General features: G+C 72.8%; 10 protein-coding genes and 1 tRNA gene. 9 read left to right on the top strand and 2 right to left on the bottom strand.

All coding sequences use genetic code 11. The features are described from left to right. Positions 1-141: 141 nt before the first annotated feature. The gene (locus ACH9EU_RS11160; protein ID WP_396414004.1) at positions 142-678 is read right to left on the bottom strand and encodes a MarR family transcriptional regulator; all 537 of its coding nucleotides are present in this window, start codon (positions 676-678) and stop codon (positions 142-144) included. A gap of 204 nt (positions 679-882) precedes the next feature. On the opposite strand from ACH9EU_RS11160, the gene bcp reads away from it, so the two are divergent. The 6 genes from bcp (at position 883) to ACH9EU_RS11190 (ending at position 8,861) form a co-directional block, all read left to right on the top strand. After that, complete coding sequence (gene bcp, locus ACH9EU_RS11165; protein WP_396414005.1) at positions 883-1,356, top strand: thioredoxin-dependent thiol peroxidase; 474 nt, start codon at positions 883-885, stop codon at positions 1,354-1,356. Positions 1,357-1,388: 32 nt separating this feature from the next. After that, positions 1,389-1,472, top strand: a tRNA-Leu gene (locus ACH9EU_RS11170). A 96-nt stretch (positions 1,473-1,568) separates the two neighbouring features. Beyond that, positions 1,569-3,176: an ABC transporter substrate-binding protein gene (locus ACH9EU_RS11175; RefSeq protein ID WP_396414006.1), complete on the top strand. Its 1,608-nt coding sequence runs from the start codon at positions 1,569-1,571 to the stop codon at positions 3,174-3,176. A 149-nt stretch (positions 3,177-3,325) separates the two neighbouring features. Beyond that, positions 3,326-4,810 carry a malate:quinone oxidoreductase gene (locus tag ACH9EU_RS11180; protein ID WP_396414007.1) on the top strand — a complete coding sequence of 495 codons (1,485 nt, stop codon included), beginning with the start codon at positions 3,326-3,328 and terminating at the stop codon, positions 4,808-4,810. A 183-nt stretch (positions 4,811-4,993) separates the two neighbouring features. Further along, entirely contained in the window at positions 4,994-8,125 is a 3,132-nt protein-coding gene (locus tag ACH9EU_RS11185) for an efflux RND transporter permease subunit (RefSeq protein ID WP_396414008.1), read from the top strand. A gap of 277 nt (positions 8,126-8,402) precedes the next feature. Then, positions 8,403-8,861, top strand: a complete 459-nt coding sequence (locus ACH9EU_RS11190; RefSeq protein WP_396414009.1) for a MarR family transcriptional regulator — start codon at positions 8,403-8,405, stop codon at positions 8,859-8,861. A gap of 82 nt (positions 8,862-8,943) precedes the next feature. Here ACH9EU_RS11190 and ACH9EU_RS11195 read toward each other — a convergent pair whose 3' ends face one another. Next, positions 8,944-9,765, bottom strand: a complete 822-nt coding sequence (locus ACH9EU_RS11195; protein ID WP_396414010.1) for a transglutaminase domain-containing protein — start codon at positions 9,763-9,765, stop codon at positions 8,944-8,946. Between the two features lie 151 nt (positions 9,766-9,916). Here ACH9EU_RS11195 and ACH9EU_RS11200 point away from each other — a divergent pair, with 151 nt between their 5' ends. From ACH9EU_RS11200 to ACH9EU_RS11210, 3 genes are all read left to right on the top strand, one after another. After that, a complete protein-coding gene (locus ACH9EU_RS11200) occupies positions 9,917-11,056 on the top strand; it encodes a YhjD/YihY/BrkB family envelope integrity protein (RefSeq protein ID WP_396414011.1) in 1,140 nt (379 codons plus the stop codon). A 34-nt stretch (positions 11,057-11,090) separates the two neighbouring features. Then, a complete protein-coding gene (locus tag ACH9EU_RS11205; protein ID WP_396414012.1) occupies positions 11,091-11,822 on the top strand; it encodes an alpha/beta fold hydrolase in 732 nt (243 codons plus the stop codon). A gap of 59 nt (positions 11,823-11,881) precedes the next feature. Continuing rightward, positions 11,882-12,975: S-(hydroxymethyl)mycothiol dehydrogenase (locus tag ACH9EU_RS11210; RefSeq protein WP_396414013.1), on the top strand; the 1,094-nt coding region annotated here is incomplete at its 3' end.

A 12,975-nucleotide genomic window follows, 5' to 3' on the forward strand; every position in this document is an offset into this window, starting at 1 on the left:
CCGGGGCCCTGTGCCATTGGCGTGTCCTCAGCCGTGCCGTCGCCGCGCGAACGGGCCGGACACCTCCACCCCGACCGCCGGCGCACCCTGCGGCGACCGCCGGCCCGAGCCTTCCACCACCGGGCCGGCGGCGCGGGACGGTCAGGAGGGCGTGTCCGTCGGGGACAGCGTCTGTGCGGTGTCCCCCGCACCCCCGGGCAGGGTGGCGTCCGGGGAACCGGCGTCGCTGACGGTTCCGTCCGGCTCCACGCGCAGCTTCCAGCGTGCGCCGCCGAGGGTCGTGATGATGTCCGCCAGGGTACGGCGCAGACTCTCGTCCGTGAGCAGCCCGTGCCCCACGAGCTCGTCCTCGAGCTTGGTGGCCGCCTCGAGGACGCGCTCGCCCTCGGGGGTGATCGCGACGAGGTGGCTGCGCCGGTCCCGGACGTTCTTGGAGCGGGTGACGTGCCCGTGGAGCTCGAGCCGGTGCAGGGTCTTGCCCATGGTCTGCGCCTGCACCCTGACGCGCTGCGCGAGCTGGGCCTGCGTCATGCTCCCGGCCGTCCGGAGGACGTCCAGGGCCATCACGCCCGCGTGCGTCACGCCGAGCGTGGCCAGGCGCTCGTTCCACGCGTGCTCCACGAGCCGCGCCGCGGTCGAGAGCAGTCGGTTGGTCGGCCATTGTGTGGTGAAAGGCATGCAAAGCAGTCTACCGATCCGCCACACGGAATACAGCACCATGCTAAGCAAACTGATGAGCAATTCCCCGGCCGCCCCCGCCCCGGACCGCGCCGGCCGGCGGCCGGCACCCCGGAACCGGCGGTATCGTACGTCCACGGCGGCACGCGCCGCAGCGGCCGCCCCACCGACCACCACACCCCGAGCACCACGGAGGACCACGTCATGGCAGCACGTCTCGAACCCGGCCAGCAGGCACCGGACTTCACCCTTCCCGACGCCGCGGGCCGCCCGGTCTCCCTCGCCGACCTGCGCGGGCGCCGGACGATCGTCTACTTCTACCCGAAGGCCGACACGCCGGGGTGCACCACGCAGGCCTGCGACTTCCGCGACAGCCTGGAGCGCTTCACCGCGGACGGTTTCGCCGTCCTGGGCGTCTCCCCCGACAGCCCGGAGTCGCTCGCGTCGTTCGCGGAGAAGCAGTCGCTGACGTTCCCGCTCCTCTCCGACGAGGACCACCGGGTCGCCGAGGCCTACGGCGCGTGGGGCGAGAAGAAGAACTACGGCCGGACCTACGAGGGGATCATCCGCTCCACCGTGGTCGTCGGCCCCGAGGGCGACGTCGAGCTCGCGCAGTACAACGTCAAGGCGACCGGGCACGTGGCGAAGCTGCGCCGCGACCTCGGGCTCGCGGGCTGACGCTAGGATGAGCCCGGGCCCGGAGGGGCCCGGCGCGAGTGGTGGAACTGGCAGACACGCAGGATTTAGGTTCCTGTGCTTTGACCGGCGTGCGGGTTCGAGTCCCGCCTCGCGCACGGGGCGGCCCGGGGCACCCTCCCGGAGCCGCCCCGGCGACGGCCCCGGCGGGACCACGACACCGACCACCGAACCGGCGAGGCAGCGAAGGACCCATGGCGCCCAGGCGAATTCCCCGCACCGCGGCAGCCCTCGCGCTCACGGCGGCGCTCCTCGGGCTCGCCGCGTGCGCCCCGGAGGGCGGCGACGGCCCCGGTGACGACCCCACCCGCGAGATGCCCACCCGGGACTTCGTGTTCGCGAACGCCGCGGCGGCGCCCACCCTGGACCCCGCCGAGGTGAGCACGCTGGAGACCTCGCGCATCTCGACCCAGATCCTCCAGGGACTCGTCTCGGCCGACCCGTCCACGGGTGCGCCGGTGCCCTCCCTCGCGACCTCGTGGAAACGATCCGAGGACGGCCGCTCCTACACGTTCGAGCTGCGCCGGGGCGTCACCTTCCACGACGGAACCCCGCTCGACGCCGCCGCGGTGTGCGCCAACTTCGCGCGCTGGGCGGCGATGGCCGCCGAGGACGGGCGGACGCCGTTCGAGATCGTGCTCCGCACCGGCGCTCCGGGCGCCGACCCGCTGTACGAGGACTGCACGGCGCGGACTCCCTCCTCGGTGGTGCTGACCCTCACCGCCGAGTACATCCCCCTGCTGCGGGCCCTCACGCACCCCGCGTTCGGAATGGGCTCCCCGGCCGCGCTCGCCGCGGGGACCCAGCGAACGCACCCCGTGGGCACGGGTCCGTTCCGCTACGTGTCCGGCGACGGGACGCACGTGGTGCTCGAGGCGAACCCCGACTACTGGGGCGCGCTCGGCGACATCGGGACCCTCGAGTTCCGCACGATCGCCGAGCCGGAGCTGCGCTACGTCGCCCTGCACCTGGGCGAGGTCGACGCGTACGACCAGGTGGGCCTGGACTCCTTCGCCCCGCTCGCCCGGGAGGGGGTGCAGGTGCTGCAGCGGGACCCGTACTCGGTGTCCTACCTGGGGATCAACCAGGCCGTGGCCCCCCTCGACGACCCGCAGGTGCGGGCCGCGATCGCCTCGGCCGTGGACCGCGGAGCGATCGTGCGCGAGCACTACCCGGACGGCACGCGCGTGGCCAACCAGTTCCTGCCCGCCCGCTTCGCCATGGACGGGAGCGACCTGCGGGTGCCGTCGTACAACCCCCAGCGGGCCCAGGAGCTGCTCGAGGAGTCCTCCTACGACGGCGAGCCGTTGCGCTTCTACTACCCCCGCAACACGTCCCGCACCTACATGCAGGAACCGGAGAAGATCTACGCCGACATCGCCGCGCAGCTGGTCCGCGCCGGGTTCGTGATCGATCCTGTCCCGGTGGACTGGTCCGACGGGTACCTGGAGCGCGTCCAGGACCCCGGCGCGGACCACGCCCTGCACCTGCTGGGCGTGGGCGGCGGGTACCGGGACCCCGACTACTTCATGGCCAGCCTCTTCGGCTCCCCGCACGGGGAGTTCGGGCTGCAGGACACCACGCTGTTCAGCGCGGTGGGCCGGGCGGCGGCCCTGTCCGACGACGAGGAGCGGTCCAGCGCGTACGCCTCGATCAACGACCGGGTCTCCCGCCTCCTGCCGGCCGTCCCCCTGGCCCACCCCATCTCGGCGGTGGCCGTGGGCGGGTCCGTGGCGTCCTTCCCGCTGACCTCCACGGGCTTCGAGGAGTTCAACCGGGTGCGGCTGACGCCCGGGACCTGACCCCGGTCCGGGCGACCGCCGGCACCGGCGGCACCGCGGGCACCGGCGGCACCGCGGGCGTTTACGGAAAGGCACGGACGGAGCGTTAGTCTGTTCCCGACCATCCACCGGCGCACCGGAGCGCCGTGCGTTCTACGGGAGCAGCGACTGTGACATCACCTCAGACCACGGAATCGACCGACGTCCTCCTGATCGGCGGGGGCATCATGAGCGCCACCCTGGGCGTGTTCCTCAAGGAGCTCGAGCCCGGGTGGGACGTCATGCTGCTCGAGCGCCTCGACGAGGTCGGCGCCGAGAGCTCCCACGTCTGGAACAACGCCGGCACCGGTCACTCCGCCCTCTGCGAACTGAACTACGCCCCGCAGGCCCCCGACGGCTCCGTCGATCCGTCGAAGTCCCTGAGCATCAACGAGCAGTTCCAGCTCTCCCGGCAGTTCTGGGCGTCCCTCGTCGCCGAGGGGAAGCTGGACGACCCCAGCTCCTTCATCAACCCCGTCCCCCACATGTCCCTCGTCTTCGGCGACGCCCACAGCGACTACCTCCGGCGCCGCTACGAGGCGCTGAAGCCGCACAAGCTCTTCGAGCGCATGGAGTACTCCGAGGACCGGGAGAAGATCGCCGAGTGGGCGCCGCTGACCATGCACGGGCGCGGCGCGGGACGCGTGGCCGCCTCCTGGTCCCCCGAGGGCACCGACGTGGACTTCGGGGAGCTCACCCGCCAGCAGGTCGCCCACCTGCGGTCCAGGGGCGGGGTCGTGCGCCACGGCCGTCAGGTGGTCGACCTCGACCGCCAGGGCGACGGCACGTGGGTGGCCCGCGTGAAGAACCGGCTCAACTCCGAGGACCACCGGCTCGTGCGCGCGAAGTTCGTCTTCGTGGGCGCCGGCGGTGGCGCCCTTCACCTGCTGCAGAAGTCCGGGATCCGCGAGGCCAAGGGCTACGGCGGGTTCCCCGTCTCCGGCCTGTGGCTGCGCAACACGGACCAGACCGTGGCCTCCCAGCACAACGCGAAGGTCTACGGCCAGGCCTCCGTGGGCGCCCCGCCCATGTCCGTCCCGCACCTGGACACCCGGTACGAGCACGGCCGGCGCGCCCTGCTCTTCGGGCCCTACGGCGGGTTCAAGCCGAACTTCCTCAAGCAGGGGTCGTTCCTGGACCTCCCCCGGTCCGTGCGCGCGCACAACATCTACCCGATGACGAGGGCCGGGCTGGCCAACCTCGACCTCGTGAAGTACCTGCTCGGTGAGCTCACCAAGTCCAAGCGGCAGCGGGTCGAGGCCCTGCGGCAGTTCTACCCGACGGCCGACGGCTCGCAGTGGGAGCTCGTCGAGGCGGGGCAGCGCGTCCAGGTGATGAAGCGCGACCCGCAGAAGGGCGGCGTGCTGCAGTTCGGCACGGAGCTCATCGCCGCCGCGGACGGGTCCATCGCCGGTCTGCTGGGCGCCTCCCCGGGGGCCTCGACGGCCGTGCCCATCATGCTGAACCTGCTGGCCAAGGCCTTCCCGGCGCGGATGTCCGGATGGGAGTCCCGGCTCAAGGAGCTCGTGCCCTCCTACGGGGTCAAGCTCGACGACCACCCCGATCTCGCCGACGAGGTCATGGGCCGCACCGCCCGGGTGCTCGGCATCGGCTGAGGCGGCGCACCGCTCGCGGGGGCCCGGACCGCACGGACCGGGCCCCCGCGCCGTCCCCCGGCACGGCCGCCCGGTGTCCCGCCCCGGGGCCGTGTCGGAGCGGGCGGATACGCTGGACCGCGTCCGGCCCCGGCCGCGCACGCCTCCCGTCCCGCCTCTTCACCCCTCCGTCGAGGAGCCCGAGTGTTCCACCTCGCCCGCACGTCCATGGCCAACCGTGCCCTGATCGTGCTCCTCACGGTGTTCGTGGCCCTCTTCGGGGTGCTGAGCCTGCGGTCCATGAAGCAGGAGCTGATCCCGTCCCTGGAGATCCCGGCGATCAGCGTGGTCTCCGCCATGCCGGGAGCCTCCGCCGAAGTGGTCGACGAGCAGGTGGGCCGGCCGCTGGAGCGGGCGCTGAACATCGTCGAGGGGCTCGAGAGCTCGACCTCGACCTCCCGCGGCGGGCTCTCGAGCATCCGGCTCGACTTCGAGTACGGCACGGACCTGGACCGGGCGCGCAACCAGGTCGAGCGGGCCGTCTCCAACCTCCGCCCGCAGCTGCCCGAGAACGTGGAGCCCACCGCCTTCGCCGGCTCCGTGGCGGACCTCCCGATCGTCTACCTGGCCGTGGCCTCCGGCACCGGGCTCAGCGCGCTCGGCGCGGACCTGGAGCGGCTGGCGGTCCCCGAGCTCCAGCGGATCGAGGGCGTCCGCTCGGCCGAGGTCACGGGCGCCCCGGAGCAGGTCGTGCGCGTCCTGCCGGATCCGGCCGCCCTCGGACGCACCGGATCGACACCGGCGGACATCCGCACCGCCCTCGAGGAGAGCGGAGGGCTCGTGCCCGTGGGCACCGTCGACGACGGCGCCACCACCCTTCCCGTCCAGGCCGGCTCCCCGCTGGACTCCCTGCGGGCCGTGGCGGACGTGCCCCTGCCGAACGGGCAGGACGCGGGCACGGACCCCGTCACCGTCGGCGAGGTCGCCGAGGTGTCGCTCGCCGACCAGGCTCAGACCTCGATCACCCGGACCAACGGCGAGCCGACGCTCGCGGTGTCCGTCACCAAGACCCCGGACGGGGACACCGTGGCGATCTCCCACGCCGTCCAGCAGGCGATCCCCGAGCTCGAGGAGCAGCTGGGCGACGGCGCGGAGATCACGGTCGTCTTCGACCAGGCCCCCTACATCGAGCGGTCCATCGAGGACCTGACCGTCGAGGGGCTGCTCGGCCTCGGGTTCGCCGTCCTGGTGATCCTGGTGTTCCTGGCGTCGCTGCGCTCGACCCTCGTCACGGCCGTCTCGATCCCGCTCTCGCTGCTGGCCACGTTCATCGGGATCAACGCCCTGGGCTACTCGCTGAACCTGCTGACCCTGGCCGCGATCACCCTCTCGGTCGGTCGCGTCGTGGACGACTCCATCGTGGTGATCGAGAACATCAAGCGTCACTACGGGACCGTGGACCTCGCGCGCGACCCGGCCGGCGCCCGGTCCCGGGCCGTCCTGACCGCCGTGCGCGAGGTGGCCGGGGCCATCACCGCCTCGACCCTCATCACCGTGGCCGTCTTCGTGCCCATCGCCTTCGTGGGGGACGTGACCGGCGAGCTGTTCCGGCCCTTCGCGCTCACCACGACCATCGCGCTGCTGTCCTCGCTCGTCGTCGCCCTGACCATCGTCCCGGTCCTGGCCTACTGGTTCCTGCGCGACCCCCGCCTCGCCCGGGCCCGCGCCCGCCGTGCGCCCTGGGCGGCGGCCCGCCCCCGGACGACACGGCTCGAGGCCGGCTACCTTCCCGTGCTGCGCGGCACCCAGCGCCACCCCTGGGCCACGCTGGGCGTCAGCCTCGTCGTGCTCGGCGGCACGGCCGCGCTGCTGCCCGTGCTGCCGACCAACCTGCTCGGCGACACCGGGCAGAACACCCTGACCGTGGAGCAGCAGCTGTCGCCGGGAACCGCGCTCGCGGTCACGTCCGCGCAGGCCGCCCGTGCCGAGGACGTGCTCGCCGCAACCGAGGGCATCGAGGACGTCCAGGTGACCATGGGCACCGGCGGGGGCCTCTCGGCGTTCCTCCCCGGCAGCGGCACCGACAGCGCCACCTTCTCGGTCACCACGGACGCCGGGCACGACCAGGCGCAGCTGCGGCGGTCCGTGGGCCAACGGCTGGATCGGCTGGAGGGCGCCGGGCAGTTCACCGTCCAGGGGGCGCGGGGGTTCACCAGCAGCGACGTGGAGATCTCGGTCACCGCCCCCGACCAGCCCTCGCTCGAGGCCGCGGAGGACGCCGTCGTCGCGGCGATGCGCGGGATCGACTCCGCCGCCCAGGTCTCCTCCAACCTCGCGGCGACCCAGCCCACCGTCGTCGTCACCGTCGACCGCGCGGCGGCCGCCGCGCGCGGGCTGACCGAGGAGCAGGTCACGGCCGCGCTCGCGGGAACCGTCAACCCCCTCCCGGCCGGTTCCATCGACCTGGACGCGAACTCGGTGCCCGTGACCGTCGGGGAGGGCCGCGAGGTCGAGGACGTCGGGGCCCTGCGGGCGCTGCCCGTGCCGGCTACCGGCGGCACGGTGCGCCTCGATGACGTCGCCCGGGTCGACGAGACCCTGGCCGTGGAGACCATCACGTCGAGCAACGACCAGCGCACGGCCACCGTGGCCGTGACACCGGCCGGCGACGACCTCGGCGGGACGAGCTCGGCGGTCCGGGAGGCCCTCGCCGTCACCGACCTGCCGCCGGGGGCGGCCGCGGAACTCGGCGGGGCCGCGACCGAGCAGGAGACCACGTTCCGCCGGCTGGGGCTCGCGGTGCTCGCCGCCATCGCCATCGTCTACGTCGTGCTCGTCGCGACCTTCACGTCGCTGGCCCAGCCGCTGATCCTGCTCGTCTCCATCCCCTTCGCGGCCACGGGCGCCGTGCTCGCGCTGCTGGCGACGGGCGTTCCCCTCGGCCTGGCGTCCCTGGTGGGTGTGCTGATGCTGGTGGGCATCGTGGTGACCAACGCGGTGGTCCTCATCGACCTCGTCAACCAGTACCGGGGCCCCGGGCACGGCATGGCCCTGGCGGAGGCGATCGAGAAGGGCGCGGCCCGCCGGCTGCGGCCCATCCTGATGACGGCCCTGGCCACGGTCCTCGCCATGACTCCGATGGCGCTCGGGCTCACCGGGCGGGGCAGCTTCATCTCCCAGCCCCTGGCCGTCGTCGTGATCGGCGGGCTGATCTCCTCGACGCTGCTGACCCTGGTGCTCGTCCCGGTCCTGTACCGGTTGGTGGAGGCCGGCAAGGAGCGCCGGCACGCGGCCCGGGAGGAGCGCATCGCCCGGCGCACCGACGGCGGTCATTGAGGCCTCCGCCCCCGCGCCGGCGGCGCGGGCGTTCCCGGCCCGACGCGTGCCGGGCCCGCGGCTCGTGCACTCTTCCGTGGACATTCGCTGAAGGAAATGCCTGTGCCTGCACGGGACCGCACCTGCGGCCCGCCGCAGTCCCCGGGAGTAGCTCCTGGTCAGGAAGGTGATAGGTACCACAACGGGCCGACGGCGGGGTTCGCGGGCACGGCGGCTCCCCCTAAGGGGGGACATTTTCTCCCGGTCCGTCCATGTGACCGGGTCGTAGCATTGGACTGTGACCCGCAGAGAAACAGATCGTGTGCAGATCAGCGCCGACGCCTGGGAAGCCCTCTACAGGGCCCAGGTGACGGTCATGCGGCGTCTCCAGCGCCAACCCGAGTTCGCGGAGCTCACGGCCCGCGAGTTCGACGTCCTGTTCAACCTCTCGCGCTCGGCGGAGGGGGGCATGCGGCTCAACGAGCTCAACGAGTACGTGCTGCTCACCCAGTCCAGCCTGAGCCGGATGCTCGAACGCCTCGAGCTCAAGGGCCTCGTGCACCGGTGGCAGGATCCGCAGGATCTGAGGGGTCTGCGGATCCGGCTCACCGACTCGGGGCGCGCCGTGCAGGTGCAGATCGCCGAGCAGTTCCGGGTGCACGTCCACGAGCTGATGTCGGCGGGCCTGGATCCGGAGGAGATGGTGATCCTCACGCGTCTCTCGGACCGGCTGCGCCAGGCCGTCAGCTCTCTCTGAGCCCGCCCGGGCCGAGTGGCCGGGGCGGTGCCGGGGGCGTGCCGCGTCCCCGACCCGGCAGCCCGGCCCCGGCAGCCCGGACCTACAGGGGCAGGACGACCTGCGCGGCCGGGTCCTCCTCGGCGGTCTCGGAGGAGTCCGCCGAGACCCGCATCCGTCCCAGGGTGATGGCTCCGCCCAGCGTCGTCATGAACGCGGTCTCCGCGGCGTCGGCGCCCGTGGCGATCCGGACGAACTGCGAGCGGGCGGCCAGCCCCGTGGCGTCGAGGACGTACCAGGTGCCCTCGTGCCAGGCCTCCACCACCGCGTGGAAGTCCATGGGGGACAGGCCGGGGGCGTACACGGAGACGAGCCGGGCCGGAACCCCGAGTGCCCGCAGCAGCGTGATGAGCAGGTGCGCGTAGTCACGGCACACACCGCGACGGGTGAGGAACGTGTGCACCGCGTTGTCCGTGGCCGTCGAGGAACCGGCGACGTAGTCCAGGTTCTCGTGCACCCAGTCCCGGACCCTCTGGAGCGTCCCGTAGTCGTCCGCGCGGGCCCCCGGGAACAGCGCGGCCGCCGTGCCGGCCATCTCGTCGAACGGGCAGAAGCGGCTCGGCCGCGTGTAGCGCACGACGTCCACGGCGTCCGCGGGAGCCGTGGCACCGGCCGGGCCGTGCAGTTCGAGCCGGTAGGAGACGGTGCACCGCGTGCCGCCCGGAACCCGCGCCAGGTGCAGCCGGGTGCCGTGCAGGTCCTCCGTCTCGTCGAGCGGGACGTCCTCGCCGTCGACCCGCAGCCGCAACCGCTCCCCCGGCCGGGCCGCGCCGGTGCGGGCAGCGGCGATGGAGAACACCGCGAGGTGCTCCGTCTCGGACACGAAGTCGACCTCCGCGGAGACGGTCCGGTGGGGGTTGGGCACGAAGGGCCTCCTGATCTGGTGGGACACGGGGCTGGCGGCGGCCGGCCCCCCGTCCATTGTCCCCCACGCAGGCATTCATCAGTACACTGATGCCCGAGACATCCCCCACACCTGCCGCCCGCGACCGGCGGCCGAGAGCGAAGGACGCAGCATGGCCCAGGACACCAGCCAGGACAGCCGCTCCAAGCAGCGCACCTCACCCGACCCCGAGGATCCCCGCAAGCCGGACAGCCCCACCGAGCTGAAGAAGCCGTCCTGGGGCTACGTCGTCAAACGTGCCCTGTCGGAGTTCTCCAAGGACGACTGCACCGACCTCGCCGCGTCGCTGACGTACTTCGCGGTGCTCTCCCTCTTCCCGGCGCTCCTGGCGATCGTTTCCCTGCTCGGCGTGTTCGGCCAGGGCGAGGCCACGACGCGGGCGATCACCGGCTTCCTCGAACAGTACGCACCGGCCGAGCTCGTGACCCTGCTGGAGGGACCGATCAACAAGCTCACCACGGGCACCGGGGCCGGGCTCGCCCTGATCACCGGTATCCTCGGCGCGCTGTGGACCGCCTCCGGCTACACCGGCGCGTTCGGGCGGGCCATGAACCGCATCTACGAGGTCGAGGAGGGGCGGCCGATCTGGAAGCTCCGGCCCATGAACATCCTGGTGACCCTCATGCTGGTCCTGATCGTGGTGCTGATCATGCTCATGATCATCATCTCCGGCGGCATCGCCCAGTGGGTGGGCGACCTCGTGGGCCTCGGCGACACCGCGGTGACCGTGTGGAACATCGCCAAGTGGCCGGTCGTGGTGGCTCTCGCGATCGCCCTCATCGCCGTGCTCTACTACTTCACGCCCAACGTCCAGCAGCCCAAGTTCCGCTGGATCAGCATGGGCTCGATCGTCGCCCTGCTGGTCGCGGCCCTGGCCGCCGCGGCGTTCGCCTTCTACGTCAGCAACTTCTCCTCCTACAACGCCACCTACGGCATCATCGGCTCCGTCATCGTCCTCCTGCTGGGGCTGTGGATCATGAACAACGTCCTGCTGCTCGGCGCGGAGATCGACGCCGAGATCGAGCGGGGCCGCCAGCTCCAGGGGGGCATCAAGGCCGAGAAGACGATCCAGCTCCCGCCGCGGGACACCCGCGGCGTCGACAAGAAGGAGAAGAAGTGGGACAAGCTCGTCGATCTGGGGCGCAAGCTGCGCCTGGACAACGAGCACATCGACTACTCCCGCGGCCGGAACGAGGACGGTCACCCCGACCGCACCCCCGAGCACACGAGCCGCTCGGCCCCCGGTTCCTGACCCCCGGGCGCCGGCACCGGTGGAACCCCAGGACGTGGAGCTCACAGACCTCGGCGAGCACCGGCGCGGCGATCCCGTGGTGCTGATCCACGGACTCACCGCGTCGGCCTCGTCGGGATGGGTGCGCACGGGGTGGGCGCGTGATCTCGAGCGCGCGGGCTTCCGGCCGCTGGGCGTGGACCTTCCCGGCCACGGGCCGCGAGCCGCGCCCGTCCCGGCCGGGACCTCGCGCGCCGGGCTGGTCGAGGCGATCCGCCGGCTCCTCGACGGTGTGGACGTCCCCGTTCCGGTCGTCGGCTACTCCGTGGGGGCGCAGCTGGCCTGGTCGGCCGCGGCACGGTCCTCCCGGGTCAGCTCGCTCGTTCTCGGCGGCCTCGGGCCGCGGGACCGGCTGGCCGAACTGGGACGGGCCCTGGCGGGCGATCCCGACGCACACCCCGACGCCCGGGCCTTCGCCGCCGCGCGGACCGCCGCGGCCGGCGATCCCGCACAGGTGCGCCGCTGGGCCGAGTTCGCCCGGCTGCTCGGCGCCGAGCCCTTCGCACCGGGCCGGGAGGCTCCCGCCCAGCCCGCTCTGCTCTTCGCGGGGGCGCGCGACGCGTGGGCGGATCCCGAGCAGCTGGCCCGGTGCCGCCCGCTCGACGCCACCACGCGGCTGCTCCTGGTGCCCGGCCGCGACCACGTCGACGCCCTCACGGCGGGGACGGCGCGGAAGCGGGCGGTGGAGTTCCTGCGCCGGACCACCGCCGAGGGCGGCCTTCCCTAGACTGGGACCGGTGTTCCGCACCGGAACCGTTCCGTCGTCCGCAGAAAGGGTCCACACCCATGCACGAGGTCAGAGCCGTCGTCGTGAAGGCCAAGAACGCCCCCGCCACCGTCGAGACCATCCTGGTCCCGGACCCCGGTCCGGGGGAGGCGCTGGTGGACGTGCTCACCTGCGGGGTGTGCCAGACCGACCACCACTACGTGCAGGGCGGGGTCGGCGACGACTTCCCCTACCTGCTGGGCCACGAGTCCGCCGGGGTGGTCGCCGCGGTCGGGGAGGGGGTGAGCGAGGTCGCCGTGGGCGATCACGTGATCCTGAACTGGCGGGCGGTGTGCGGGCAGTGCCGGGCCTGCGCCAAGGGGCAGCCCTGGTACTGCTTCGCCACCCACAACGCCACCCAGAAGATGACCCTGGCCGACGGCACGCCGCTGTCCCCGGCCCTGGGCATCGGCTCCTTCGCGGAGAAGACCCTGGTCGCGGCCGGGCAGTGCACCAAGATCGAGGCCGAGCTGGCCCCCGAGCAGTACGCGGCCGTGGGGCTGCTGGGCTGCGGGGTGATGGCCGGGATCGGGGCGGTGCTCAACACCGGTGCCCTCCAGCGCGGGGAGTCGGTGGCCGTGATCGGCTGCGGCGGGGTCGGGGCGGCAGCGATCGCCGGGGCCCAGCTGGCCGGGGCGACGACGATCATCGCCGTGGACCTCGACGACGAGAAGCTGGCCACCGCCCAGCGGTTCGGGGCCACCCACACCGTCAACTCCCGGCAGCAGGACCCGGTCGAGGCCATCAAGGCCCTCACCGGCGGGAACGGGGCGGACCTGGTGATCGACGCGGTGGGCATCGCCGCGACGTTCCAGCAGGCCTTCGAGGCCCGGGACCTGGCCGGGCGGATGGTGCTGGTCGGGGTCCCGGCCCCGGGCACGACCTGGGAGATCCCCCTGGACGAGGTCTTCGGGCGCGGGGGGTCGATCAAATCCGCCTGGTACGGCGACACCCTGCCCTCCCGCGACTTCCCCATGCTCGTGGACCAGTACCGGCTGGGGAGGCTGGACCTGGACGGCTTCGTGACCGAGCGCATCGGCCTGGGCGACGTCGAGGAGGCCTTCGCCAAGATGAAGGCCGGCACCGTCCTGCGCTCCGTCGTGGAGATCGACCG

Source organism: Kocuria rhizosphaerae (genome assembly GCF_044462265.1).
Taxonomy (GTDB): Bacteria; Actinomycetota; Actinomycetes; order Actinomycetales; family Micrococcaceae; genus Kocuria; species Kocuria rhizosphaerae.

Excerpts from the sequence above, each read along its gene's own strand:
- bcp (WP_396414005.1), top strand. The coding sequence starts at position 883 with ATGGCAGCACGTCTCGAACCCGGCCAGCAGGCACCGGACTTCACCCTT.
- ACH9EU_RS11200 (WP_396414011.1), top strand. The coding sequence starts at position 9,917 with ATGGCCCAGGACACCAGCCAGGACAGCCGCTCCAAGCAGCGCACCTCA.
- ACH9EU_RS11175 (WP_396414006.1), top strand. The coding sequence starts at position 1,569 with ATGGCGCCCAGGCGAATTCCCCGCACCGCGGCAGCCCTCGCGCTCACG.
- ACH9EU_RS11160 (WP_396414004.1), bottom strand. The coding sequence starts at position 678 with ATGCCTTTCACCACACAATGGCCGACCAACCGACTGCTCTCGACCGCG.